This is a genomic window from Kitasatospora terrestris, from assembly GCF_039542905.1.
Taxonomy (GTDB): Bacteria; Actinomycetota; Actinomycetes; order Streptomycetales; family Streptomycetaceae; genus Kitasatospora; species Kitasatospora terrestris.
In genome coordinates, this window is the sequence record NZ_BAABIS010000001.1 from 6544652 (window position 1) to 6570597 (window position 25946).

The window sequence follows — 25946 nt, forward strand, 5'->3', positions numbered from 1 at the left end:
CGGCCCATGACCAGCAGTGACCGGCCCGACCTCCGCGCCCAGCTCGACCGGCTCGCCACCGAGGCGCACCGGCCCGAGCTGGCGGAGATCGACCTGCTGCCCACCCTCGAACTGGCCCGGCTGATGAACGCGGAGGACCGCACGGTCGCCGACGCGGTCACCGCCGAACTGCCCGCGATCGCCGCCGCCGTGGACGCGATCGCCGAGCGGATGGCGCGCGGCGGCCGACTGGTGCACGCGGGCGCGGGCACCGCCGGCCGGCTCGGCGTGCTGGACGCCGCCGAGTGCCCGCCGACCTTCAACACCGCGCCCGGCCAGGTGGTCGGCCTGATCGCGGGCGGCCGGGAGGCGGTGCTGCGCGCCGTCGAGGGCGCCGAGGACAGCCGCGGACTCGCCGAGTCCGACCTGGCCGGCCTCGCGCTCACCGCGGACGACACCGTGGTCGGCATCTCCGCCTCCGGCCGCACCCCGTACGCGCTGGCCGCGGTCGAGCACGCCCGGGCGGCCGGTGCGCTGACCGTCGGGCTGGCCTGCAACCGGGGCTCGGCGCTGGCCGCCGCCGCCGAGCACGGCATCGAGGTCGAGGTCGGGCCCGAACTGCTCACCGGATCCACCCGGTTGAAGGCCGGCACCGCGCAGAAGCTGGTGCTGAACATGCTCTCCACGCTGGTGATGGTGCGGCTCGGCAAGACCTACGGGAACCTGATGGTCGACGTCCGCGCCACCAACGAGAAGCTGCGCGCCCGCTGCCACCGGATCGTCGCCCTGGCCACCGGCGCCGAGGACGCCGCGGTGGCGGCGGCGCTGGCCGCCACCGGCGGCGAGGTCAAGGACGCGATCCTCACCCTGCTGGCCGGGGTCGACGCCAGGACGGCCGCCCGGCTGCTCGCCGCCCACGGCGGCCGCCTGCGCGAGGCCGTGCGCGCCGCGCTCTAGACGCCGTGCGCGCCGCGCTCCGAGCCCGTGCGCCCGGCCCTACGCGGAGCGCTCGATCTCGTTCTCCCGGACCAGCCACAGGGCCAGGGCGGCGCCGACCAGGCTGACCAGCGCGCCGAGGAAGAGCACCAGGTTGAGCCCGGACAGGAAGCCGTCCCGGGCCGCCACCGTCAGCACCTGCCGGGCCGGGACCGGGACGGCGGCCAGCGCCTGCCCGAGGCTTCCCGAGGAAGCCGCCTCGACCAGTTCGTGGGCCGGCGCCCCGGCGGCCACCGGGCCGGCCAGCTCGGTGAACCGGTCCGTCCCGCGCGCCACCAGCACCGCGCCCCACACGGCGATCCCCACCGCGATGCCGACCTGCCGGAAGGTGTCGTTGATGCCCGCGGCCATGCCGCTGCGCTCCTTGGGCACCACGCTGACCGCGACGTCCGCGATCACCGGGTTGATCAGGCCCACGCCCGCACCGCCGATCAGGAAGCCGGCCAGCAGCGCGGTCCAGCTGTCGTCGGGCTGGATCCCGCCCATCAGCAGCAGGCCGACGCCGACCATGGCCAGGCCCACGCCCAGCATCAGCCGGGCCTGCACCCGGGAGAGCAGCAGTCCGGCGACCGGCGCGATCAGGAAGCTCAGCACGGTGATCGGCAGGTAGCGCAGGCCCGCCTGGAAGGGGGAGAGGCCCAGGTAGTTCTGCAGGTACAGGGTCAGGTAGAGGAAGAGCGCGAACAGCGAGGCGGAGACCGCGAAGGCCGCCAGCTGCACTCCCGTGAACGCCCGCCGCCGGAACAGGCCCAGCGGCAGCATCGGGTCGGCGACCCGCAGCTCCACCGCCACGAACCCGGCCATCAGCACCGCCGAGGCGGCGAACAGCCCGAGGATCAGCGCACTGGTCCAGCCCTCGGCGTTGCCCCGGACCAGCGCCAGCACCAGCAGGAACAGCGACGCGCTGAACAGCGCCACGCCCGGCCAGTCCACCCGGGTGGCGTTCGGGTCGCGGCTCTCCCGCAGTTTGACGAAGGTGACGACCAGCGCGGCCGCGCCGATCGGCACGTTCAGGTAGAAGATCGACTCCCAGCCGAGCGCGTCGGTCAGCGCCCCGCCGATCAGCGGCCCGACCGCGACCGCGATGCCGATGGTGGCGCCGTAGACGCCCATCGCCGCGCCGCGCTCCCGGCCGGCCGTGAACTCCTGGGCGATCAGCGCCAGCGACACCGCGAACATGATCGCGCCGCCGACGCCCTGGACCGCCCGCGACCCGTTGAGGAAGGCCGGGTCCGGCGCGACGGCGCACAGGAAGGACGCCACCGAGAAGACCACCAGGCCGATGGCGAACATCTTCCGCCGCCCCAGCCGGTCGGCCAGCGAGCCCGCGGTCAGCACCAGCGCCGCCAGGGTCAGGGTGTACGCGTCGAAGACCCACTGGAGGTCGGTGAAGCTCGCCCCCAGGTCGGCGCGGATCGACGGCAGCGCGACGTTCACCACCGTGATGTCGAGCAGCAGCATGAAGGTCGCCACCGAGACGGCGAGCAGGGTCCACCACTTGCGTTCCACCGGCTCACTGTACGTACGGCCGACCCCCACCCGGGGTGACCGACGCGGCCGAGTAGCCTGGCCCTGCCCGCACGGCCCCACCGCCCCTCCACCCCGGGAGTCCACCCATGCCCGAAGCGCTGATCACCGGAATCGGCGGCCTGGAGCCGCAGATCGACCCGAGCGCGTTCGTCGCGCCGACCGCCGTGGTGATCGGAGCGGTCCGGCTCGGACCGCGCGCCAGCGTCTGGTACCAGGCGGTGCTGCGCGGCGACGCCGAGGCGATCGCGATCGGCGCCGACTCCAACGTCCAGGACAACTGCACCGTGCACGCCGACCCCGGCTTCCCGGTGCGGGTCGGCGAACGGGTGACGGTCGGTCACAACGCGGTGCTGCACGGCTGCACCGTCGAGGACGACGTGCTGGTCGGCATGGGCGCCCGGGTGCTGAACGGGGCCCGGGTCGGCACCGGCTCGCTGATCGCGGCCGGCACGGTGGTGCCGCAGGGCGCCGAGATCCCGGCCGGTTCGCTGGTGGCGGGCGTGCCCGGCAGGGTCAAGCAGCCGCTGACCGCCGAGGAGCAGGCCGCGGTCAAGCTCAACGCGGACGGCTACCTGCTGCTCTCCGACGCCCACGCGGAGCTGTACCGCTGACGTGCGCCGGGGCGCGGCGGCCGGCTGTCCTCCGGCCGCCGCGCCCCGGCGGCTCGCGCGTCCCCGTCCGGTCAGACGGCCGGGAACGGGTCCAGGTCCGGCTTGAGCACCTGGCCCGGCGCCGGTACGGCCTGGTCCACCAGGTAGGAGGTGACCAGCGCGTTCAGCGCCTTGGAGCGGCCGACCGCGCAGTGCTCGATCACGTCGACGGTCACCAGCACCGCGCTGTCCAGCTCGCGCTGCATGTTCTGCGCGAACCGGTACTGGGTGGCCGGGTCGTAGAGGTTGCCGATCACCATCAGCGGGTTGGCGGTGTGCCGGTTCCACGGGCCCGCGTACCGCTCGACCTCGCGGGCCGGGGCCGGCCAGGTCGCGCAGGCCGGCGCGTCGAAGGCCTGGTAGCGGCCGAAGGTCGGCGCCTCGATCTCCCAGGCGCGGGCGAGGTTGGCGAACACCTTCGGGTTCGACGGGTACGGCTTGTCCTGGCAGTTGACGCCGTAGTAGGAGTCGTCCGAGGTGTACGGGGTGTCCGCCGGGGCCTCGCGGAGCGCGTGCGGGGCCGGCACGGCCAGCGCCTCGGCCTCCGCCACCGGGACCTGCGGCTCGGCCGCGAGGCCGAAGGCGGGCGCCGGGGAGATCACCTGCTGCAGGGCCTGCAGCGAGCGGGCCAGCGGGGCCTGCCGGGTCTGCGCGTACAGCGCGTTGGCGACCTCGCCCGTGAAGGTCGACAGGGTGACCACCGAGCCGTTCGGCAGCGTCACCGGGCTGGTCCGCAGGTGGTCGCGGATGGCGTCGAACTTGGCCCGGGTGTCGCCGGCGCCGAACGCGCAGCGCGGCGCGCCGACCGCCGCGCAGCGGCGCAGGTACTCGTCCAGCGCCAGCTCGAAGCCGCCGGCGCGCTGCCGGTCGTACTCCACGCCGTTGTGCAGGCGCAGCTGCGGGTCGACGTTGCCGTCGACGATCACCGCGCGGACCTTGCCCGGGTACATGTTGGCGTAGGTGGCGCCGATCAGCGTGCCGTAGGAGAAGCCGGCGAAGGTCAGCTGCCTGTCGCCGACGGCCTGGCGCATCCGGTCGAGGTCGCGCACCACGTTCATGGTGGACATGTGCTCGATCAGCGGGCCGGCGTTGCGGCCGCACGCGGTGGTGTAGTCGCGGGTCGCGGCGAGGGTGCCGTCGATCTCGGCCGCGGTGACGGGCACGCCGGTCATCCGGTTGAAGACCGCGTCGGCGTCCTCGGCGGTGGTGAAGCAGCGCAGCGGGTTGCTGCGGGCCACGCCGCGCGGGTCGAAGCCGACCAGGTCGAAGCTGTCCGTCACCCGCTTCTCGAACCGGGTGGTGGTGGCCCACAGGTAGCCGCTGCCGCCCGGGCCGCCGGGGTTGAGGAAGAGCGAGCCGATCCGCTTGGCCGGGTCGGCGGCCCGGCGGCGCATCATCGCGATGCCGATCTTCTCGCCGTTCGGGTGGGCGTAGTCCAACGGCACGGGGTAGACGGCACAGTCGTAGATCCCCGGATCCGGCTTGGACGGATCGGGATTGCACGGGGTCCACGCCACCGGGTCGACCTTCGGCGCCACCGGCGCGGGTTCGGCCGTGGCCGCCCCGGCCGAACCGGCGACCAGGGCGAGCGCGCCGGCCAGTGCCACCGCCGCCGCGGGCATACGGAGCCGCAACAAGGATGTACCTCCTCGGGTGTCGGGCAAACCCGGTCAGCGTGGCACCGTCGTCCGCTCAGCGGAATACCTCACAATGATGAAAGCTTTTCAGTTTATTTACCATTCAGGCGAGTTGACTCTCGGCGGCCGCCGCCTCGCGGGCGAACGCGTGCAGCAGGTCGTGCAGCCGGTAGTGCCCGGGCAGGTCCTGGAGCAGCAGGTTCTCGTCGACCAGCGCCTCCAGCTCCGCGCAGGCGGCGGCCGGGTCGAGCGCGGCGGCCGCGGCGGTCGAACGCGCGGTGTAGTCGCGGCCGGGGTGGGCCGCGAGCATCCGGAAGAACCGCCGGCCGGGCTCCGGCAGCCGCCGGTAGGAGAGCTCGAAGGCGGTGCGCAGCGAGCGGTCACCGGCGGAGATCGCCCGGATGCCGCCGACCTCCAGGTGGTCGGCGAGGTCCGGCAGGCCCCAGGCGGGGCGGGCCCGCAGCCGGGAGGCGGCCAGCGCCAGGGCGAGCGGGAGCCGGCCGCAGAGCCGGGCGATGTGCTCGGCGGCCTCCGGGGCGGCTGCGATCCGCCAGGGCCCGGCGACGGCGGCCAGCAGGTCGACGGCCTCCGGCGGGCTGAGCGGGTCGAGTGCCACGATGGTCGCGCCGTCCAGGCCCGCCAGCCGGCGGCGGCTGGTGACCAGCACCAGGCAGCCGGGCCCGGCCGGGACCAGCGGGCGGACCTGGGGCTCGTCGGCGGCGTTGTCGAGCAGCAGCAGCGCCTCGCGACCGTGCAGGCGGTCGCGGAAGAGGGCGGCCCGGGCGTCCAGCCCGGCGGGGACCCGGTGATCGTCCACGCCGAGGGCGCGCAGCAGCCCGTCCAGCACGTCGGCCGGGTCCAGCGGCTCGTGGTCCGGGTCGAAGCCGCGCAGGTCGACGTAGAACTGGAGCTGGCTGAACCGGCCGGCCCGGGCCAGCTCGTGGGCCGCCCGGACCGCCAGGCGGGTCTTCCCGACCCCGGCCATGCCCTCGATCGCGGTGACCTGGACGGTGGCGGGGGAGCCGATCGGTCCGGCCGCCGCGTCGAGCAGTGCGGCGAGCTCGGCGCCGCGGCCGGTGAAGGTCGCCAGGTCGGCCGGCAGTTGGCGCAGGACGGTGACCGGGCGGGGCGGCGTCCGGCCGGCGGGAGCGGCCGGTTCGGGCCGGTGCCGGGTGTCCGGAGCGGAGGGCCCGGCCGGGCCGAGCACCCGCTGGTGGACGGCGGCGATCTGCGGGCCGGGTTCGATGCCGAGGTCGGCGGCGAGCGCGGCGCGCAGCCGGCGGTAGACCGCGAGCGCCTCGGCGCGCCGCCCGGCCGCCGCCAGGGCCTCGATCAGCAGCGCGTGCACGCCCTCGCGGTGCGACTCCTCGGCGGCCAGCCGCCGGAGCACCCGGACGGCCTCGGCGGTGCGGCCGAGGTGCAGGTCGGCCCGGGCACCCAGTTCGGTCAGCTCGATCCGGGCCTCCAGCCAGCCCGGCACCTCGTCGCGGTGCAGTGGGTCGGACGGCACGTCGGAGAGCGGTACGCCGCGCCACAGCTCCAGGGCGGCGGCCGCCGAGCGGGAGACGGTCTGCCAGTCGCCGCGCCGGGCGGCGGCGCGGGCCGCCTCGCCGTGCGCGCTGAAGATGGTGGCGTCCAGCTCGGTGTGCGGGTCCAGGCCGATCCGGTAGCCGGAGCCGGTGGTCTCGATCCGGACGGCCGCCTCGCCGAGCAGCCTGCGCAGCCGCAGGACGTGGCTGCGCAGGGTGGCCCCGGCGGCTCGCGGCGGCTCGTTGCTCCAGACGGCGTCGGCGAGTTCCTCCACCCCGACGGTCTGGTTGGGTCGGCACAGCAGGCTCGCCAGCAGGACCCGGACGCGGGACGGCACGGTGACCGTCGAGCCTGCGACGCGGATCTCCAGGGGCCCCAGGAGGCCGAACCAGATCGTGCCACCGGCCATGTCTCCCCCGAAGGACGCGCGCGGTCTGCGGTGTGATTGAACCCACATTGAACAAGTCCTGTCAATGAGCGACGCATACGGTGCATTCCTTGAACGGAACTTGCACACGGCTTCCATCCGGCTTGAACGTGCGTCCGCCAGGCTGTCCGGCGTTGATCGCGTCAAAGATCGTCCGCCGCCTGCCGATTGGTGATGATCCCCGTTGCTTGATCTGGAAGAGATAACCGCGAGATTCCAGGCGATCGCCGACTACGCCCGCCACGGAAAGGTCAACCACCGCTGGTTGGCCGCTCTGCCCGGCCAGCTGGAAGCACTGTCCCGGGCCTGGGAGTTGGAGATCGGAACCGACGTCGAGACCGACTTCACCTCGGGGGTCTCCTCCGTGGTGATCGCCTGCACCGGGCCGCTCGGCGCGTCGAGCCTCAAGCTCGCCGCCGACTCCTACGCGCTGGCCGAAGAGGTGTCGATGCTCCGTCAGTTCGCCCCCAGTGGAAGGGTTCCCGAGGTGCGGAACACCGCCCGCGGCGCCGTCCTGCTGGAGGCCGTCACCCCGGGCACCCCGGTGGAGAAGCTGCCCGAGCAGCCCGACCCGGTCGAGTACGCCCGCTTCCTCGACGACCTGCACGCGGTCGGCGACCCGGAGGCGGCGCCGCGCCGGATCACCGACTGGCTGGAGCTGATGTACGGCTGGACCGAGCGCGGCGGCCTGGACGTCGCCGACTCCCGCCGGATCACCGCCGAACTGCTCGCCGACCCGGCCGACCGGGTCCTGCTCCACGGCGACCTGCACCTGGGCAACGTGCTCGCCTCCGACAGCCGCGGCCTGGTCGCCCGCAGCCCGATCGCCTGCGCCGGCGAGCGCTGCTTCGACGCCGCCGACTACGTCCTGGAGGGCTGGGACCGGGCCGCCATGCTCCGGCGCCGCGACGAACTCGCGAGCGAGGCGCGGCTGGACGTCGACCGGCTGGACGCCTGGTGCCGGGCGATGGCCCCGCTCGGCGCGTCCCGTTCGAACACCCCCGAGCGGATCTCCGAGCTGCTCGCGTTCGGGCGCGGTGAGTACTGACGTGAGCGAGAACGACACGGTGCCCGCCGGCCGGATCGCCCGGCTGATCCCCGCCGACCCGCTGCGCCGCAGCCTGCTGGCGATCCGCTTCGCCGGGGCCGCCGGCAAGGGCGTGTTCATCAGCGGAAGCGTCGTCTACTTCACCCTGCACGTCGGACTGTCCGCCGCCCAGGTGGGCATCGGACTGTCCGCCGCGGGCTTCGCCGGCCTGGTCTCCTCGGTGCTGTTCGGCATGATCGCCGACCGGATGCACAAGCGGACCCTGCTGTGCGCGCTGTTCGCGGCGGTCGCGGTCGGCTTCGGCCTGTACTCGCTGGTCTCCAACGCGCTGGAGTTCTACGTCCTGGTGGTGCTGATCGCCTTCCTGGACTACGGCACCGGGCCCACCGAGAGCGCCATGGTCGCCACCCTGGTCCCCGACGGGGAGCGGGTCCGGCTGAACGCCATGATGCGCTCGATGTTCAACATCGGCTTCAGCGCCGGCATCGGCATCGCCGCCGTCGCCGCGCTGAGCGAACGGCTGCTGGTGCTGATCCCGGTCGGCTCGGCGGTGCTGCTGGGTGCCGCGGCCGCGCTGGTCACCCGGCTGCCGGCCGGCGCGCCCGGCACCGCGGCCCGCCGCCCCCGCCCGTTCGGCGCGGTCCGCGACCTGCGGTACCTGAGCGTGATCGGGGTGTCCGCGCTGCTCGCCTCGCACATCAGCCTGCTGATGGTGGTGCTGCCGCTGTGGACGCTCAACCGGACCGGGGTGCGGCCCTTCCTGGTCCCGCTGCTGCTCGTGATCAACACCGTGTTCGTCATCCTCTTCCAGGTCCGGGCCAGCAAGGGCGCCGAGACGGTGGCCGGCGCCGCCGCCACCGGCCGCCGGGCGGGCCTGTGGATCGCGGCCGGCTGCCTCTCGGTGTCGCTGACCGCCGTCTGGCACCACACCGCGCTCGCGGTGGCCGCGATCGTCGCCGCCGTGCTGGCGCTCTCGGTCGCCGAGGTGATGCAGTCCGCCTCGGCCTGGGGCCTGGCCTTCGGCCTCGCCCCCAAGCACGCCGAGGGCGAGTACCTGGGCGCCTTCGACCTGCACGTGGCCACCCAGAACGTGGCCGGCCCGGTGCTGCTCTCCGGGTTGGTCATCGCCCAGGGCTTCTGGGGCTGGGCGGCGGTCGCCGCGCTGATGGTCGCGGCCGCGCTGCTGATCGGCCCGGCCGCCCGGCGCAGCGCCGAGGCGATGGCGGCGCTCGCCGCCGAGCGGCAGACCCAGGTGGAGACGGAGGAACCGGTATGACCCGCACCGCCCGCGCCTCCTTCACCCAGGAACGGTTCTACTTCCTCAACGAGCTCCAACCCGGCAACCCCGCCTACGTGGTGGCGTTCGCGCTGCGGATGGAGGGCCCGCTCGACCGGGCGGCGCTCGCCGCCGCCCTGCGCCGGGTGGCCGCCAAGCACGAGGTGCTGCACACCGGGTTCGCGGTGCTGGACGGCGAACTGGTCCAGCGGCTGGTCGACGACGGCGAGCCGGAGGTCACCCTGCACGACGGCGGCCCCGCCGACCGGGCCGGGCAGGACGCCCGGCTGCGCGAACTGGTGGCCGCCGAGGCCGCCCGCCCGTTCGACCTGGCCGCAGGCCGGGTGCTGCGCGCCCACCTGCTCTCCTGGGACGCCGAGCAGCACGCCCTGGTGGTGCTGGTGCACCACATCGCCTGCGACGGCTGGGCGGTCGGCCTGCTCCTCGACGACCTGGCCGAGGAGTACTCCACCGGTACCGGCGGCCCGGCCGGCCCCAGCTACCTGGACTACGCCGAGGCACAGCGCGCGCTCTGGTCCAAGAACACCCGCCGGCTCGAACACTGGCGGCAACTTCTGACCGGCGCACCCCAGTTGACCCTGCACACCGACCACCCCCGGCCGGGCGTGCTGAGCTTCGCCGGCGCCGTGCTGCGCCGCCCGGTCGACCCGGAGCTGGTCGACCGGCTGACCGCCTGGGCCAAGGAGCGCGGCACCACCCTGTTCGGCGTCGCGCTCGCCGCGTACGCCAAGGTGCTGGGCGGGTACGCCCGGCAGCAGGAGGTGGTGATCGGCGTCCCGGTCGCCAACCGGCTGGACGAGGCGGAGGAGCGGCTGGTCGGCTGCCTGGTCAACACCCTGCCGATCCGGGTCGACCTGACCGGCGACCCGGACTTCGCCGAGCTGACCACCCGCACCTGGCGCACCGCGCTGACCGCGCTCGGCCACCAGGACGTGCCGTTCGAGCAGATCGTCCAGGCCGTCGGCGAGGAGCGGCAGCTGAGCCACGCCCCGCTGTTCCAGACCATGCTGACGGTGCAGAACTTCACCTTCACCGTGCCGGAGTTCGCCGGGCTGCGCACCACCGAGGTGGACGTGGAGATCGAGGCGGCCAAGTTCGACCTCGCGCTGACCCTCGACGTGTCCACCAGGGCGCCGTTCCTGCGCGCCGAGTTCTCCACCGAGCTGTTCGAACCGGACACCGCCGAACGGCTGCTGGAGCAGTACCACACCCTGCTCGCCTCGGTGGTGGGCGACGGCGAGCCCGGCCCGGTCTCGGCCCGGGAGCACCACCTGCTCACCGCCGGGTGGAACCCGCCGGTGCGGCACCGGCCGGCCGAACACCCCTCCGTGCTGGGCGCGTTCCGCGACCACGCGGCCCGCACCCCGGACGCGGTCGCACTGGTCCACCGCGGCGAACAGGTGGCGTACGGCGAGCTGGACCGCTGGTCCGACCGGATCGCCGCCGGACTGGCAGCCGCCGGCCTCGCCCGGGGCGAGCGGGTCGGCCTGCTGCTCGGCCGCTCGCCGGCGGTGGTCGCCGCGATCCTCGGCGTCTGGAAGGCCGGCGGGGTGTACGTCCCGCTCGACCCCGAGTACCCGCGGCAGCGCCTGGAGCTGATCCTGGACAGCGCCCGGCCGGCCACCCTGCTGGTCGAGGCCGACACCCTCGACCTGGCCCGCAAACTGCCCGGCGACCTCGCCCTGCTGGACGCCCGCACCCTGGACGGCCCGGCACCCGCCCCCGCGGCGCTGCCCGACCCGGACGACCTCGCGTACCTCATCTACACCTCCGGCTCCACCGGCGTGCCCAAGGGCGTGATGGTCCGTCACCGCGGCCTGAACGCGCTCTGCGACCCCACCCCGGCCGGCCTGGAGACCGGCCCCGGCGACCGGTGGCTGGGCGCCCACTCCTTCTCCTTCGACGTCTCGGTCTGGGAGATGTGGGGCGCGCTGTCGTCCGGCGCCCGGCTGGTCGTCGCCGACCAGGCCGACCTGGTCGACCCGGCGCGGCTGGCCCGGCTGGCGCACACCGAACGGATCACGGTGCTCAGCCTCACCCCCGGCGCCCTCTACCGCCTGCTCCCGCCCTTCTTCGACACGCTCGGACCGGGCAAGTCCCCGGTGCGGTACGTGGTGCTGGCGGGCGAGGCGCTGAGCTGGTCCCGGCTGGCCTCGCTGGTCGACCCGGAGCGGATGCCCGCGGTCTTCGTCAACATGTACGGGATCACCGAGGGCACCATCCACGTCACCGTCGCCCAGGCCCAGGCCGCCGACCTCGGCGAGGTGCGGGACGGCGACATCGGCGTGCCGCTGCCCTCCGCCCGCTGCTACGTCCTGGACGAGCGGCAGCGCCCCAGCGGCATCAACGTGCCCGGCGAGCTGTACGTCGGCGGTGACCTGGTCGCCGCCGGGTACGTCGGCATGCCCGAGCTCACCGCGGCCCGCTTCGGCGCCGACCCGTACGCCCCGGGCACCCTCTACCGGACCGGCGACCTCGCCAAGTGGGCGCCGGACGGGCGTCTGGTCTACCTCGGCCGGGAGGACGCCCAGGTCAAGGTGCGCGGATACCGGGTGGAACTCGCCGACGTGGAGGCCGCGTTCCTGCGCCAGGCGGGTGTGCGCTCCTGCGTGGCCGCGGCCGAGGACGACGAACTGGTCGCCTTCGTGGTCGCGGACCCCGCCGCCGGCGGCGAACGCGAACTGCGCGCCCTGGTCCGCGACGAGCTGCCCGGCTACATGGTGCCGTCCCGGATCGTGCCGGTGGAGCGGATCCCGCTGAACGCCAACGGCAAGGTCGACACCCGCCGGCTGCTCGCCGAGGCCGGGCGGGCCTCCGCCCCGGCCGCCGCCCCCACCCCGGCGCGCCCGGCCGACGACACCCTGACCGAGCGGATCCGGGCGATCTGGGCCGAGGTGCTGCGCCGCCCCGACCTGGAGCCCGGCGACAACTTCTTCGACGTGGGCGGCCACAGCTTCGCCCTGATCACCGTGCAGCAGCGGATGGCCGAGGTCGGCCTGGAGATCTCGGTCACCGACCTCTTCCGCTTCGGCACGGCGGCGGCCTGCGCCGCCCACTTCCGGCCGGCGCCGACCGCGCCCGCCACCGACCAACGGCTCGCAGAACGCCGGCAGGGCCGCGAACAGCTCGCCCGCCGGCGGCGACTGAGCAGAGGGGACGAGCATGCCTGACGACCTGGGACAGGACCGGATCGCCATCATCGGGATGGGGATCCGGCTGCCCGGAGCCGGACGGGACCTGGACCGCTTCTGGCACAACATCGAGAACGGCGTCGAGGCGATGAGCTTCTTCGACCGCGAGCAGCTGCGCAGCTGGGGCTACCCCGACGAGGTGATCGACCACCCCGACTTCGTCCCGGCCCGCTCGGTGCTCGACGACTACGACCGCTTCGACGGCCGGCTGTTCGGCTACTCGCCGCAGGACAGCGTCCTGATGGACCCGCAGCAGCGGGTCCTGCTCGAGTGCGCCTGGAGCGCCCTGGAGCACGCCGGCTACCCGCCGATCGCCCCGGACGGCAACCGGATCGCCGTGCACGTCGGCACCGGCCTCAACGTCTACCTGCTGGACGTCCTGTGGCCCAACGCCCGCGCGGTGAAGTCCGCCGGCGGCCTGCAGATCCTGATCTCCAGCGACAAGGACTTCGCCGCCACCCGGATCGCGTACAAGCTCAACCTCCAGGGCACCGCGTTCACCGTGCAGACCGCCTGCTCCACCTCGCTGGTCGCCGTCCACCTGGCGGTGCAGAGCCTGCTCACCTACGAGGCCGACGTCGCGCTGGCCGGGGCCGCCTCGGTGGCACCGCCCACCCGGCGCGGCCACTTCCACGAACCCGGCGGGATCTTCTCCCCGGACGGGCGCTGCCGCACCTTCGACAGCCAGGCCCAGGGCACCGTGGACGCCGACGGCGGCGCCATCCTGGTGCTCAAGCGGCTGGAGGACGCGATCCGGGACAACGACACCGTGCACGCGGTGATCGCCGGCACCGCCGCCGTCAACGACGGCGCCCGCAAGGCGGGCTTCACCGCACCGGGCCCGGAGGGCCAGGCGACCGCGATCCGCTCAGCCCTCGCGGTCGCCGGCGTCGAGCCGGACGGCATCGGCCTGGTCGAGGCGCACGGCACCGGCACCATCCTCGGCGACCCGATCGAGGTCTCCGCACTGCGGACCGTCTTCGACACCGACCGCCCCGACCGTCAGCCGGTCGCCCTCGGCGCGCTCAAGTCGATCATGGGCCACCTGGACACCGCGGCCGGCGTGGTCGGCGTGGTCAAGACCGTCCTCGCCCTGAAGAACCGCACCATCCCGCCGGTCGCCCGGTTCACCGAGGCCAACCCCGCGCTGGAGCTCGACAAGTCGGTGCTGTACGTCCCCACCGAGGCGCACGAATGGCCCGCCATCGACGGGATCCGCCGGGCCGGCGTCAGCTCCTTCGGCATCGGCGGCACCAACACCCACGTCGTCCTGGAGGAGGCCCCGGCCGTCCACCGCACCGGGCGCCGCCGCCGCGAGGGCAGCGAACTGCTGCTGGTCTCCGCCAAGACCGAGGACACCGCCACCGCGAGCCTCGCCCGGATCAACGAGCACCTCGCCGACCTGCCCGCCGCCGACCTCCCCGACCTCGGGTACACCCTGCGCGCCGGCCGGGTCGAGTTCCCCTGGCGCGGCTGCCTGATCCGTACCCCCGACGAGGAGCTCAAGCCGCTGCGCCCGGTCCGCCGGGCCGCCGCCAAGAACGCCGAACGGGGCGTCGGCTACTTCCTCACCGCCGGCGGCCGCCTCCCGGGCAGCCCGCACACCTACAACCTCGACCCGCACTTCCGGCGGATCGTCGACCGGGGCTACGCCGAACTGCGCACCCTGGACGCCGAACCCGACCTGGAGACCCGGGAGCTGGCCGGCCGCTTCGCGCTCGCCCAGGCCTGGATCGACGCGCTCCGCCGCCGCGGCGTCCGCCCGTCCGCCCTGACCGGCTTGGGCGTCGGCGCCCTCGCCGCGGCAAGCGCCGCCGGTGTCCTGGACTTCACCGACGCCATCGGCCTCACCCTCGGCCGGAGCGCCGACGGCCTGCGCTGCGCCGAGCCGACCGTCCCGCTGTACGCCCCGGACGGCACCCCGATCGGTGCCGACCAGGCCGCCGACCCGCACTACTGGGCGACGCGGCTGCACGAGGAGCACGACCGGACCTTCGCCCCGCCCGCCACCGGACCCGACCCGGCCGCCTGGCTGGAGATCGGCACCCAGGTGCTGCCGCACGTCGACGTCGAACTCCCGCCGCTGTCCAACGGCTACGACCGGATGCTCGCCTCCGTCGGCCTGCTCTGGGAGATGGGCATCGGCGGCCCCTGGGACCCCGAGCTCGACGAGGGCCTGCGCCGCGTCCCGGCCCCCGGCTACCCCTTCGCCCCCACCCGCCACTACCTCGACATCCCCCCCACCGCCAAGGAGAGGCACCTGTGATGAGCGAGCACCTTGACCCGGCACGGGCGGCCGAGCTCGAGCAGATCTGGATGGAGGTCCTCGGCGTCGACGCCGTCGACCCGGACGACGACTTCTTCGACCTCGGCGGCCACTCGCTCAGCGCCCTGAGACTGTCCACCCTGATCCGCCAGGAACTCGGCCTCGCCGTCGAACTCGCCCACGTCCTGGAGAACCCGCGCTTCGGCGACCTGCTGGCCGTCGCCGCGCAGGCCGCGCCGGAGCGGGTCGCCGAGGGCGGCCGGGCATGACCCTTCCGGTCAGCCCGCTCACCGAGTGGACCCCGCTGATCGTCGACCTCCTCGGCCTCCCGGCCGAGGAGGTCGCGGCCCGCTCCCGGCAGGAGTCCTTCACCGCGCTCGGCGGCACCTCCCTGCAGGCCATCGCGCTCACCGCGAACGGCCAGCGCCACCTCGCCCTGGACGTCGAGGTGGCCCGACTGCTCGGCGCCCTCCCGCTGGCCGAGGCCCTGGCCGGAGCCCGGACGTACGTCCGCACCGACCCCGCCCCGCGCCCGGCCGGCGCCGAACCCCGCGACCGGGAGCTGCTGCCCGGTCAGAAGGCCATGCTCGCCGCCCACCTGGCCGGTCGCGACCAGGCCTACCACCTGATGTTCACCCTGCAGCCGGACGGCCCGCTCGACCCCGACCGCACCGAGGCCGCCCTGCGCGCCCTCACCGCCCGGCACGAGTCGCTGCGCACCCTGTTCACCGAGCACGCCGGGGGCGCCCGCCGGACCGTCCTGCCCGCCGGCCGCACCCCGCGCCTGCTCCACCAGCGACTGCCCGCCGGCACCGACCCCGTCCGCGCCGTCCACGAGCTGTACGGACGGCGCGCCGCCGAACTGCTGCGCCCCTTCGAGCAGCCGCCGGTGGTCTTCGTCCGCACCGACACGGGGGAGCGGACCCTGCTCACCGTCCTGGTGCACCACGTGCTGGCCGACGGCTGGAGCATCGGCGTGCTGTGGCGCGAGTTCGCCCGGCTCCACCAGGACGGCCCGGCCGCGCTGCCCGCCACCGCGCCCTCCCCGGACTGGACCGCGACCCGGCTCGCCGCCAAGGAGGCCGACGGCACGCTCGCCGCCGCCACCGACCGGGTCACCGCCCGGCTGGCCGGAGCCCCGCTGGTCGCCGCCCTCCCCGGCGACCACCCCCGCGCCGAGGAGGCCGACGGACGCGGCGAACGGCTGCTCCTCACCCTCGAACCGGCCCTGGCCGAGGCCGTCGAACGGCTCGCCCGGCACGCCCGCACCACCGTCACCTCCGTCCTGCTGGCCGCCTGGGCCCTCGCCGCCGCCCGCCGCGCCGCCACCGAGGACCTGCTGCTCGGCGTCGCCGCCTCCGGCCGGTCCGAGGCCGGCATGGCCGACCTGGTCGGCCTCTGCACCCGGATCGTCCCGGTCCGCTGCCGCACCGGCGGGCGGCAGACCGCCGCCGAGTACGTCCGCGCCACCGCCGCCGCGCTCGCCGACGCCGTCACCGACGCCGACCTGCCCTTCGCCCGCGTCGTCGGCGCGCTCGCCGGAGAGGTCGACGGCAGCCGCAACCCGGTCGCCCAGATCGGCTTCGCCGCCCACCACGACCTGGTCCCCCACAGCTTCGACACGGCGGACGGCAGCCGGTGGCAGGTGCACGAGGGCCACTGCCACGGATCGGTCTTCGACGCCCTGCTGTTCGTCCAGGACTGGTCGCGGCGGCCCCGCCTGGCCGTGGAGTACGCGAGTTCGGCCCAGAGCGCGGCCGACGCCGGCGAGCTCACCGAATCCTTCCGGGCCGTCCTCGCCGAACTCGCGGCCCGGCCCGACCGGCCGATCGACGAGGTCACCGGCCTCTCCGCCGCCCAGCACCGCAGACTCGCCGAACTCGGCGACGGCACCCCGTTCGCCACCGACGACGACCTGTGGACCCGCTTCGAGCAGCAGGCCGCGAGCCGGCCCGACGCGCTCGCCGTCGACGACCCGCACGCCGGCGTGCGTCTGACGTACCGTCAACTCCACGCCCACGCGCTCGCCCAGGCCGATCGGCTGCGCGAGGCCGGAGTCCGCCCGGGCGACCGGGTGGTGCTGGAACTGCCCCGCTCCGCGGCCGAGGCCGTCGCCGTCCTCGGTGTGCTCGGCCTGCCCGCCAGCTACGTCGCCGTCGACCCCGGCGTCCCCGCCGACCGCCGCGCCCGGATCGTCGCCGCCACCACCCCCGCCGCCCGCATCGGCGGCACCCCCGACGACCCCGCCCTCACCGCCGTCCCCACCTGCCCACCCGCCACCTTCCCGGCTGATTCGCCGCCCGGTGGCACGCCTGACGTCTCGCGGGGCTCCTCGGCCCCCGGCGGCCCGGCGGCCCTCCTCCCGGAGGGAGTTCCGACTGCTGCCGGTGCCGGGGCGGCGGCGTACATCTCCTTCACCTCCGGCACCACCGGCGAGCCCAAGGGCGTCGTCGTGCCGCACCGCGCGGTGTTGCGGCTGGCCGACGACGAGCGGCTGTTCGCCGACCCCGCCGCCGGTGTCCGGATGCTGCGGCTCTCCCCGCTCGCGTTCGACGCCTCCACCCTGGAGCTGCTGGTCCCGCTCGCCACCGGTGGCACGGTGGTCGTCCACCCGCCCGAGGAGCCGACCCCCGCCGGCCTGGCCGCGTTCCTGCCGGCCTCCGGCACCACCCACGCCTGGCTGACCTCGGGCCTGTTCCACCTGGTCGCGGACCACCGCCCGGAGGCGTTCGCGGGCCTGCGGCAGCTGTTCACCGGCGGCGGCGTGGTCTCGCCGGACCACGTCCGGCGGGTGCTGCGCCGGTGCGCCGGCCTCCGGGTCACCAACGGCTACGGCCCGACCGAGAACACCACGTTCACCGCGGTATGCCACGCGGACGGCGCGCACGAGGTGCCCGACCCGTTCCCGATCGGCTCCCCGGTGCGCGGTACGGCGCTGCGGATCGTGGACGCCGCCGGCCGCCCGGTGCCGCCGGGCGCGGTCGGCGAACTGCGTGCCGCGGGCGCGGGTCTGGCCGACGGCTACCTGGGCGATCCGGAGCGCACCGCCGAGGTGTTCACCGACCTCGCGGGGCTCCGCGAGTACCGGACCGGCGACCTGGTCCGCTGGGGCGCCGACGGCCGGCTGCGCTTCCTGGGCCGGGCGGACCGGCAGGTGAAGATCGCCGGTCACCGGGTCGAACCGGTGGCCGTGGAGCGCCGGATCCGGGAGCAGCCCGGGGTGCTGGACGCCGTGGTGTTCCTGGCCGCCGAGCGGCTGTGCGCCGCGGTCAAGGCCCCGGACGGGCTGCTGGCCGCGGTCCGCGAGGCGGTCGAACCCGGCCTCGCCCCGTACGAGCGCCCGCAACGCTGGCTCGCCGTGGACGCCTTCCCGCTGGACCGCAACGGCAAGGTCGACCTGCGCGCCCTCGCCGTCCTCGCCGCACCACCCGTCCTTGCCGCGCCGTCCGCGCCCGCCGCACCACCCGTCCTCGCCGCGCCGTCCGAGCCTGCCGCGCCACCGCCCGGGGCCGCGCCCAGCGCCGACCTGGAAGAGCTGATCTCCGAGGCGTGGGCCGAGGTGCTGGGCACCGACGACTTCGACCCGGACGAGGGCTTCTTCGACGTCGGCGGCGACTCGCTGGGCGTGGCGCTGGTCCGCCGCCGGCTCCAGGAGCAGCTCGGCGGCCGGCCGATCCCGCTGACCGACCTCTACCGCTTCCCCTCCGTGCAGGCCCTGGCCGCCCACCTGCGCACGACGACCACGGGAGTTCCGAGATGAGCCAGGAGATCGCCGTCGTCGGCATGGCCGGCCGGTTCCCCGGCGCCGCCGACCTGGACGCGTACTGGTCGAACGTGCTGGCCGGTCGGGTCACCGTGAGCCGGCTCGGCCGGGCCGAGCTGCTGGCCGCGGGGGTGCCCGCCGAGCGGCTGGACGACCCGGGCTACGTCCCGGTGCGCGGCGCCGTGGCCGACCCGGAGCTGTTCGACTCCGCCTTCTTCGGCGTTCCGCCGCGCGAGGCGGACCTGATGGACCCCCAGCAGCGGCTGCTGCTGCAGGCCGCCTGGGAGGCGCTGGAGTCCGCCGGCCTGCTCACCGACGGCGTGCCCGGCCGGGTCGGGGTGTTCGCCGGTGCGGGCTTCAACTACTACCTGCAGCAACACGTCCTGGCCGATCCGGAGGTGCTGGAGACGGACGGGTTGCTGTCCGTGGTGCTCACCAACGAGAAGGACCACTTGGCGACCCGGATCGCGTACCGGCTGGGTCTCGGCGGCCCGGCGATCACCGTCCAGACCGCCTGTTCCACCTCGCTGACCGCCGTGCACCTGGCCTGCCAGAGCCTGCGCACGGGCGACTGCGACGTGGCCCTGGCCGGCGGCGCCTACCTCGCGCTGCCGCAGGAGTCCGGCTACCAGTACGAGCCGAAGGGCATCATGTCGCCGGACGGCAGCTGCCGGCCGTTCGACGCGGGCGCCAACGGCACCGTGCCCGGCAGCGGCGTGGGCATGGTGGCGCTCAAGCGCGCCGAGGACGCCCGCCGGGACGGCGACCTGGTCCTCGCGCTGATCTCCGGGTCCGCGATCAACAACGACGGTGCCGCCAAGGTGGGTTACACCGCGCCGGGGGTGGCGGGCCAGGTCGACGTCCTGGCCCGCGCGTACGCGGCGGCCGGTGTGGATCCGGGCACGGTCGGCTACCTGGAAGCGCACGGCACCGCCACCGAGGTCGGCGACGCGATCGAACTCGCCGCCCTGCACGAGGTGTTCGGCGGCACCGGGGCCGGCTGCTCGCTCGGCTCGGTCAAGGCCAACATCGGGCACCTGTCCGCGGCCGCCGGCGTGGCGGGCCTGATCAAGGCGGTCCTGGCGCTGCGGCACCGGAAGCTGCCCCCGCTGGCCGGGCTGACCGAACCGCGGGCCGAACTGCTGGACCCGAAGAGCCCGTTCACCGTGGACACGGTGGCCCGCGACTGGCCCGCGACCCCCGGTCGGCCGCGCCGCGCCGCGGTCAGCTCCTTCGGCCTGGGCGGCACCAACGTCCACCTCGTCCTCACCGAGGAAACGCCTCCCGGGCCCGCCCCCGCCGAGCCCCCGGCCGAGGCCCCCGCCGGGCCCGCAGCCGGGCAACCCGAGTTGCTGGTGGTCTCCGCCCGTACCGAGGAGGCGCTGGTCACCGCCGCCGAACGGCTCGCGACCCACCTGCGCGACCACCCCGAACTGCCGCTGCGCGACGTCGCGGTGACCACCCGCGAGCACCGCCGGCACTTCCCGCACCGCCTCGCCGTCCTCGCCGGTGACCCGGCGGCCGCGGCCAAGGCGCTGACCGCGGCGCCCCGCCGCACGGCGCTGCGCCGGCCCGAGGTGGTCCTGCTCTTCCCCGGCCAGGGCGCCGAGGCGCCCGGCATGTCCGCCTGGCCGTACGACCGCTACCCGGGCTTCGCCGCCGACCTCGACCGGGGCGCCGACCACGTCCGGGGCCTGCTCGGCGTGGACCTGCGCGAGCTGCTGCTCGGCAGCGACCCGGACGGGCTGGTCCACCGGACCGACCTCACCCAGCCCGCGCTGGTGCTGCACGAGTACGCGCTGGGCCGTCTGCTGCTCTCCTTCGGGGTGCGGCCGGCCGCGCTGATCGGCCACTCGGTGGGCGAGTTCGCCGCCGCGGCCCTGGCCGGGGAGCTCGCGCTGACCGAGATGCTCCGGCTGGTGGCCGAGCGGGGGTCGCTGATGCAGCGCGCCCCGGAGGGCCGGATGCTGGCCGTCCTCGCCGCCGAGCCGGTGGTCCGCCGCCACCTGGACGGCCTGCCCGAGCTGGACCTGGCCTCGCTCAACGCCCCCGAGGTCGCGGTGGTGTCCGGACCGGTCGAGCCGATGCTGCTGCTGCAGGACCGGCTGGCGGCCGAGGGCGTGCCGCACCGGCCGCTGCCCGCCCGCCGCGCCTTCCACTCCCGGATGATGGCCGAGGCGGCCACCGCGCTCGGCACCGCGGCCGCGGGCATCCCGACCCGGCCCGCCACCGTCCCAGTGGTCAGCACCGTCGACGGCCGGGTGCTGCCCAAGGGCGGCATCCGCCCACCGGGCTACTGGGCCGGGCAACTGCGCAGCCCGGTCCGGTACCAGGCCGCGGTGGAGGCGGTCGCCGACCGCTCCCGGCTGGTCCTGGTCGAGGTCGGCCCGGGCACCGGCCTGATCGGCAGCGCCCGGCAGATCCCGGCCGTCCGGGACGCCGCCACCGTGGCCCTCCAGCCCCGGCGCGGCGAGCTGCTCGGGGGCCTCGGCCGGCTCTGGGCGCACGGCGTCGACCTGGACTGGGCCGCCGTCCGGGCCGGCGCGCCCGCCGCCCGGGTCGCCCTGCCCACCCATCCCTTCGCCGCCACCCGGCACTGGCTGGCCGCGCCGACCCCGGCCGCGTCCGCCGCACCCGTGCCCGCCGACCCCGGCGTCCACGCCGCCGTCGACGCCGACGATCCGCTCGCCCGGATCCTCGACATCTGGCGCACCCTGCTCGGCGTCCCCGACGTCGCCGCCGACTCCGACTTCTTCACCCTGGGCGGCGAGTCGCTGCTCTTCATCCGGATGATCTCCCAGGTGCAGCGCCGGCTCGGCACCCCGATCGACATCGGCGCCCTCGCCGACTCCCCGACCCCGCGCGCCATCGCCGCCCAGGTGGTGGCCGGATGACCGCCCGCACCGACCTCCGGACGCTGCTCGGCTTCAACCCCGACCCGACCCCCGCCCCGCGCACCCCCGTCCACGAGGCGATCTGCCGCCAGGCCGCCCGCACCCCCGAGGCCGTCGCCCTGCGCCACGGCGACACCGCGCTCACCTACCGGCAGCTGCTGGACGACGCGGCCGTGCTGGCCGGCCGGCTCAGGGCCCGCGGCACCGGCCCCGGTACGGCGGTCGGCCTCGCCGCCCGGCGCGGGCCGGAGCTGGTCACCGCCGTCCTCGGCATCCTGCTGTCCGGCGCCGCGTACGTCCCGCTCGACCCGCAGCACCCGCCGGCCCGGCTGCGCCGGATGCTGGAGTCCACCCGGGCCGCCCTGCTGCTCAGCGACGGGGCCGCGCCGCTGCCCGACGACCTGCCGGTCCCGGTCCTCCCGGTCACCGGCACCGCGCTGGTCGGCGCCCCGGTGGACTGGCGCTCCCTCACCGCCGGGCCGTCCGTCGTCGACGGGCTCTGCTGCGTCGTCTTCACCTCCGGCTCGACCGGCGAGCCCAAGGGCGTCGAACTGACCCACGCCGCCCTCGCCAACCGGCTGGCCGGCATGCTGGAGCGCCACCGGCTCGGCCCCGGCGACGTGCTGCTGCAGAAGACGCCGTACACCTTCGACGTCTCGCTCTGGGAGCTCCTGCTCGCCTTCCTCGCCGGCGCCACCCTCGCGGTGGCGCCGCCGGAGGCGCACCGCGATCCGCAGGCGCTGGTCGAGCTGGTCCGGCGGCACGGCGTCACCATGGTCCACTTCGTGCCGTCGATGCTCGCCCTGTTCGTCACCGAGCCCGGGGTCGAGGAGTGCACCACCCTGCGCACCGTCCTGTGCGGCGGCGAGGCGCTGCCGCCGCGGCTCGCCAACACCCTGACCGCCGCCCTGCCGCAGGCCGAGGTGCACAACATGTACGGCCCCGCCGAGGCCACCATCGACGTCACCGGATGGCGGTGCCGCCCGCGGGAGACCGGCGACCTGGTCCCGATCGGCCGCCCGCTCTCCAACGTCCGCGCCTACGTCGTGGACGAGTACGGCGAGCTCGCCCCGGTCGGCGTCCCCGGTGAACTCCTGCTCGCCGGGCCCTCGCTGGCCCGGGGGTACGCCGGGCGGCCCGACCTCACCGCCGAGCGCTTCGTCGAGCTGCCGGTCGCCGGCCGCACCGAACGGGTCTACCGCACCGGGGACCTGGCCCGCTGGGCCCCGGAGGGCCACCTCGACTACCTCGGCCGGATCGACACCCAGGTCAAGATCCGCGGCCAGCGCGTCGAACTCGGCGAGATCGAGGCCACCCTGCGCCGCCACCCGGCGGTCCGCCACGCGGTCGCCGTGCTGCGCGAGGGCCGCACCCTGGTCGCCTACGCCGTCCCCGCCGACGGGTCCCCGGACGCCCTCGACGAGGCCGGTCTGCGCGCGCACCTCGCCGAGCACCTGCCCGAGCACATGGTCCCGGCGAGGATCGTCCCGCTCGCGGAGATCCCCACCACCGCGCACGGCAAGGCCGACCGCAACGCCCTCCCGCCACCGCCCCGCCGCCGGCGCACCGAGCGCTGAAACGCAGGAGGACCCCAGCTCGGCTGGGGTCCTCCGGTGGTGTCCGAGGGGGGACTTGAACCCCCACGCCCGATAAAGGGCACTAGCACCTCAAGCTAGCGCGTCTGCCATTCCGCCACCCGGACAAGGTGTCTGTCGTCGCGACTCCGTGCCGCGCTGACAGGAGTAACAGTAGCAGTGATCGCCTGGGACTCCCAAAACCGCCCCCGCGACCGCACCGGGGCCGGGAACTGCGGGAATGGCCTTGGGGCGGGCGGCGGGCTGGGAGAGGATGGCGGACAGGTGCCCCGGGGCGGGCTGAGGACGAGGTGGGAGCGTGGTGGAAGCATGACCGAGGCCAGCGGACGTACGGTGACGGCCGAGTCGGAGGTCGCCGAGATCTGCCGTGACCTGATCCGGATCGACACCAGCAACTACGGGGACGGCTCGGGCCCGGGCGAGCGCAAGGCCGCCGAGTACGTGGCCGAGCAGCTCGCCGAGTTCGGGCTGGAGCCGAAGATCTACGAGTCCGCCAGGGGGCGGGCGTCCACCGTGGTGCGGATCGAGGGCGAGGACCGGTCGCGGCCGGGCCTGCTGATCCACGGCCACACCGACGTGGTTCCGGCCAACGCCGACGACTGGACCCACCACCCCTTCTCCGGGGAGATCGCCGACGGCTGCGTCTGGGGCCGGGGCGCGGTGGACATGAAGGACATGGACGCGATGACCCTGGCGGTGGTCCGCGACCGGCTGCGCACCGGCCGCAAGCCCCCGCGCGACCTGGTGCTGGCGTTCGTCGCGGACGAGGAGGCGGGCGGCACGTACGGCGCCCGCTACCTGGTGGACGAGCACCCGGACCTGTTCGAGGGCGTCACCGAGGCGATCGGCGAGGTCGGCGGCTTCTCCTTCACCGTCAACGACCAGGTGCGGCTGTACCTGGTGGAGACGGCGGAGAAGGGGATGCACTGGATGCGCCTGACCGTCGAGGGCCGGGCCGGGCACGGTTCGATGGAGAACGACGACAACGCCATCACCGAGCTGTGCGAGGCGGTCGCCCGCCTCGGCCGGCACCGCTTCCCGCTGCGGATCACGAAGACCGTGCGGGCCTTCCTGGACGAGCTCTCGGACGCGCTGGGCGTGCGGCTCGACCCGGAGAACATGGACGAGACGCTGAAGGTGCTCGGCGGCATCGCCAAGATGATCGGCACCACGCTGCGCAACACCGCGCAGCCGACCATGCTCGGTGCCGGCTACAAGGTGAACGTGATCCCCGGCCAGGCCACCGCGCACGTGGACGGCCGCTTCCTGCCCGGCTACGAGGAGGAGTTCCTGGCCGAGCTGGACAGCGTGCTCGGCCCCCGGGTGAAGCGCGAGAGCCTGCACTACGACAAGGCGCTGGAGACCAGCTTCGACGGCGACCTGGTGGAGGCGATGCAGAGCGCGCTGCGCGCCGAGGACCCGATCGCCCGCGCGGTGCCGTACTGCCTGTCGGGCGGGACGGACGCCAAGTCCTTCCAGGACCTCGGCATCCGCTGCTTCGGCTTCGCGCCGCTGCAGCTGCCGCCGGATCTGGACTTCGCCGGCATGTTCCACGGCGTGGACGAGCGGGTGCCGGTGGACGGCCTGAAGTTCGGCGTCCGGGTGCTGGACCGGTTCCTCGACGCCTGCTGAGGCGCGCCCCGACCGTCCTCCTGGTCGATCATCCGTTCTTCCTATCACCGGTGCGGGTGAATCCGTGACCGCCTCCGTTTCCCCTGCGAAGGCGCCTCGTTCACCCGTATGCAGCCCGGGGGAAAGCGGGCTGCGGATATCGACCAGGAGGAATACATGAAGGCCAAGAAGATCGCTGCCGTCGCCGCTGCCACCGGTGGCCTGGTGCTCGCCGGCGCGGGTGCCGCCGCCGCCCACGGCGGTGCGTCCGCCGCCGGCGCGGCCACCAACTCCCCGGGCGTGCTGTCCGGCAACCTGATCCAGGTTCCGGTGCACGTCCCGGTCAACGTCTGCGGCAACACCATCAGCGTGATCGGCCTGCTCAACCCGGCCTTCGGCAACAACTGCCAGAACTTCTGAGCCGGGCCCGTCCGCTGCCGACGGTCACGTGACACCCGCGCCCCCGAGCGGAGGATTCCCCGCTCGGGGGCGCGCGCTTTTCGCTCTCACCACCACGCTGTTCGATTTCCTCACCCGATCGGATGAACGGGCGGAATCCGGCCGATCCTTTGTCGCCGGATGTCGTTGTCTCTGTATCGGCGAGGAAATCGTCAAGTATTCCGACAATCTGAAATAGTCAGGGGAGTCAATGCGACAGGTCGCAAAGAAGGGCCTCCTCACTGCCATGGCCACCGGCAGTGTGCTGGCCTCGACCGCAGGCTACGCGTACGCGGCGGGGAGCGACGCCCAGGGCGCCGCGGCCGGCTCGCCCGGTGTGGGCTCGGGCAACGCGGTCCAGGCGCCCGTGGACATCCCCGTGAACGCCTGCGGCAACACCATCAACCTGATCGGCCTGCTCAACCCGGCCTTCGGCAACAACTGCGGCAACACGGGCGGCGCGCACACCGGCGGCTCGCAGACCGGCTCCGGCAGCCACGCCGGCTCCTCGGCGAGCGGCTCCACCACCGGCTCGCCCGGCGTCGTCTCCGGCAACAACGTCCAGGCCCCGGTCAACGCCCCGGTCGACGCGTGCGGCAACTCGGTCAACGTGGTCGGCATCGGCAACCCCGCGTTCGGCAACGACTGCGGCAACCACGCGGCCCCGCACCACCAGCCGCCCACCACCCCGCCCGGCCACGACGACTGCCCGCCCGGCCACCCGGGCGACCGCACCCCGCCGGCGACCCAGACGCCCCCCGGCACCGGCTCCACCGGCGGCGACCACACCCCGGGCGGGACGAACGGCACCCCGCGCACCGGCGGCGGCACCCCGGAGGGCGGGGTCGTCCCGGCCTCGTCGACCACCACCGCGGGCACCCCGCGCACCGGCGCCCCCGCGGTCGACACCGCCGAGGCCGTGGCCGGCGACCGCCTGGCCTCCACCGGCGTCTCCGGCCTGGAGCTGCTCGCCCCGACCGGCGCCCTGCTGCTGATCGGCGGCGGCGTGCTCTACCGGCGCTCCCGCGTCTCCGCCGGGGTCTGACGGCGCCCGCGCGTCCGGTCCCGGCCTTCCGGCCCGGCCGTGCCGCACC

The 25946-nt window shown here is 74.9% G+C and carries 16 protein-coding genes and 1 tRNA gene; 13 read left to right on the forward strand and 4 right to left on the reverse strand.

The annotated features are described in order from the left end of the window. The first annotated feature begins 6 nt into the window (after positions 1-6). Positions 7-936 (forward strand): N-acetylmuramic acid 6-phosphate etherase, encoded by a 930-nt coding sequence (murQ, locus tag ABEB06_RS30040; RefSeq protein WP_345700041.1) that lies wholly within the window; start codon positions 7-9, stop codon positions 934-936. Positions 937-975: 39 nt separating this feature from the next. Here the strand turns inward: murQ and ABEB06_RS30045 are convergent, their stop codons facing one another. Next, entirely contained in the window at positions 976-2484 is a 1509-nt protein-coding gene (locus ABEB06_RS30045; RefSeq protein WP_345700042.1) for an MFS transporter, read from the reverse strand. 107 nt (positions 2485-2591) lie between these two features. Here ABEB06_RS30045 and ABEB06_RS30050 point away from each other — a divergent pair, with 107 nt between their 5' ends. Next, positions 2592-3116: a gamma carbonic anhydrase family protein gene (locus ABEB06_RS30050; protein WP_345700043.1), complete on the forward strand. Its 525-nt coding sequence runs from the start codon at positions 2592-2594 to the stop codon at positions 3114-3116. A 71-nt stretch (positions 3117-3187) separates the two neighbouring features. Here the strand turns inward: ABEB06_RS30050 and ABEB06_RS30055 are convergent, their stop codons facing one another. Next, positions 3188-4792: an alpha/beta fold hydrolase gene (locus tag ABEB06_RS30055; RefSeq protein ID WP_345700044.1), complete on the reverse strand. Its 1605-nt coding sequence runs from the start codon at positions 4790-4792 to the stop codon at positions 3188-3190. Between the two features lie 103 nt (positions 4793-4895). Next, the gene (locus tag ABEB06_RS30060) at positions 4896-6731 is read right to left on the reverse strand and encodes an AfsR/SARP family transcriptional regulator (RefSeq protein ID WP_345700045.1); all 1836 of its coding nucleotides are present in this window, start codon (positions 6729-6731) and stop codon (positions 4896-4898) included. A gap of 202 nt (positions 6732-6933) precedes the next feature. Here ABEB06_RS30060 and ABEB06_RS30065 point away from each other — a divergent pair, with 202 nt between their 5' ends. Genes ABEB06_RS30065 through ABEB06_RS30100 form a run of 8 tightly spaced genes read left to right on the forward strand, consistent with a single transcriptional unit; the run spans position 6934 to position 22785 of the window. Next, positions 6934-7797 (forward strand): aminoglycoside phosphotransferase family protein, encoded by an 864-nt coding sequence (locus ABEB06_RS30065; protein ID WP_345700046.1) that lies wholly within the window; start codon positions 6934-6936, stop codon positions 7795-7797. A 1-nt stretch (position 7798) separates the two neighbouring features. Next, entirely contained in the window at positions 7799-9073 is a 1275-nt protein-coding gene (locus ABEB06_RS30070) for an MFS transporter (protein WP_345700047.1), read from the forward strand. Beyond that, positions 9070-12264 carry a non-ribosomal peptide synthetase gene (locus tag ABEB06_RS30075; RefSeq protein WP_345700048.1) on the forward strand — a complete coding sequence of 1065 codons (3195 nt, stop codon included), beginning with the start codon at positions 9070-9072 and terminating at the stop codon, positions 12262-12264. The genes ABEB06_RS30070 and ABEB06_RS30075 overlap by 4 nt, the downstream gene beginning before the upstream one ends. After that, on the forward strand, positions 12257-14551 hold the full coding sequence (locus ABEB06_RS30080; RefSeq protein WP_345700049.1) for a beta-ketoacyl synthase N-terminal-like domain-containing protein: 2295 nt from the start codon (positions 12257-12259) through the stop codon (positions 14549-14551). Before ABEB06_RS30075 ends, ABEB06_RS30080 begins: the two co-directional genes overlap by 8 nt. Then, on the forward strand, positions 14551-14820 hold the full coding sequence (locus tag ABEB06_RS30085) for a phosphopantetheine-binding protein (RefSeq protein WP_345700050.1): 270 nt from the start codon (positions 14551-14553) through the stop codon (positions 14818-14820). Before ABEB06_RS30080 ends, ABEB06_RS30085 begins: the two co-directional genes overlap by 1 nt. After that, entirely contained in the window at positions 14817-18311 is a 3495-nt protein-coding gene (locus ABEB06_RS30090) for a non-ribosomal peptide synthetase (RefSeq protein ID WP_345700051.1), read from the forward strand. Before ABEB06_RS30085 ends, ABEB06_RS30090 begins: the two co-directional genes overlap by 4 nt. Next, the gene (locus ABEB06_RS30095) at positions 18308-21208 is read left to right on the forward strand and encodes a type I polyketide synthase (protein WP_345700052.1); all 2901 of its coding nucleotides are present in this window, start codon (positions 18308-18310) and stop codon (positions 21206-21208) included. The genes ABEB06_RS30090 and ABEB06_RS30095 overlap by 4 nt, the downstream gene beginning before the upstream one ends. Further along, entirely contained in the window at positions 21205-22785 is a 1581-nt protein-coding gene (locus tag ABEB06_RS30100; RefSeq protein ID WP_345700053.1) for an amino acid adenylation domain-containing protein, read from the forward strand. The genes ABEB06_RS30095 and ABEB06_RS30100 overlap by 4 nt, the downstream gene beginning before the upstream one ends. A gap of 37 nt (positions 22786-22822) precedes the next feature. Here the strand turns inward: ABEB06_RS30100 and ABEB06_RS30105 are convergent. Beyond that, positions 22823-22910, reverse strand: a tRNA-Leu gene (locus ABEB06_RS30105). 202 nt (positions 22911-23112) lie between these two features. Between ABEB06_RS30105 and ABEB06_RS30110 the strand changes: the two genes are divergently transcribed. The 3 genes from ABEB06_RS30110 (at position 23113) to ABEB06_RS30120 (ending at position 25897) form a co-directional block, all read left to right on the forward strand. Next, a complete protein-coding gene (locus ABEB06_RS30110) occupies positions 23113-24435 on the forward strand; it encodes a M20/M25/M40 family metallo-hydrolase (RefSeq protein WP_345700054.1) in 1323 nt (440 codons plus the stop codon). Positions 24436-24591: 156 nt separating this feature from the next. Beyond that, a complete protein-coding gene (locus ABEB06_RS30115; protein WP_345700055.1) occupies positions 24592-24834 on the forward strand; it encodes a chaplin in 243 nt (80 codons plus the stop codon). Between the two features lie 229 nt (positions 24835-25063). Beyond that, on the forward strand, positions 25064-25897 hold the full coding sequence (locus tag ABEB06_RS30120) for a chaplin (RefSeq protein ID WP_345700056.1): 834 nt from the start codon (positions 25064-25066) through the stop codon (positions 25895-25897). Positions 25898-25946: the final 49 nt, after the last annotated feature.

Excerpts from the sequence above, each read along its gene's own strand:
- ABEB06_RS30115 (WP_345700055.1), top strand. The coding sequence starts at position 24,592 with ATGAAGGCCAAGAAGATCGCTGCCGTCGCCGCTGCCACCGGTGGCCTG.
- murQ (WP_345700041.1), top strand. The coding sequence starts at position 7 with ATGACCAGCAGTGACCGGCCCGACCTCCGCGCCCAGCTCGACCGGCTC.
- ABEB06_RS30085 (WP_345700050.1), top strand. The coding sequence starts at position 14,551 with ATGAGCGAGCACCTTGACCCGGCACGGGCGGCCGAGCTCGAGCAGATC.
- ABEB06_RS30050 (WP_345700043.1), top strand. The coding sequence starts at position 2,592 with ATGCCCGAAGCGCTGATCACCGGAATCGGCGGCCTGGAGCCGCAGATC.
- ABEB06_RS30090 (WP_345700051.1), top strand. The coding sequence starts at position 14,817 with ATGACCCTTCCGGTCAGCCCGCTCACCGAGTGGACCCCGCTGATCGTC.
- ABEB06_RS30095 (WP_345700052.1), top strand. The coding sequence starts at position 18,308 with ATGAGCCAGGAGATCGCCGTCGTCGGCATGGCCGGCCGGTTCCCCGGC.
- ABEB06_RS30110 (WP_345700054.1), top strand. The coding sequence starts at position 23,113 with ATGACCGAGGCCAGCGGACGTACGGTGACGGCCGAGTCGGAGGTCGCC.
- ABEB06_RS30100 (WP_345700053.1), top strand. The coding sequence starts at position 21,205 with ATGACCGCCCGCACCGACCTCCGGACGCTGCTCGGCTTCAACCCCGAC.
- ABEB06_RS30060 (WP_345700045.1), bottom strand. The coding sequence starts at position 6,731 with ATGGCCGGTGGCACGATCTGGTTCGGCCTCCTGGGGCCCCTGGAGATC.
- ABEB06_RS30120 (WP_345700056.1), top strand. The coding sequence starts at position 25,064 with ATGCGACAGGTCGCAAAGAAGGGCCTCCTCACTGCCATGGCCACCGGC.
- ABEB06_RS30080 (WP_345700049.1), top strand. The coding sequence starts at position 12,257 with ATGCCTGACGACCTGGGACAGGACCGGATCGCCATCATCGGGATGGGG.
- ABEB06_RS30075 (WP_345700048.1), top strand. The coding sequence starts at position 9,070 with ATGACCCGCACCGCCCGCGCCTCCTTCACCCAGGAACGGTTCTACTTC.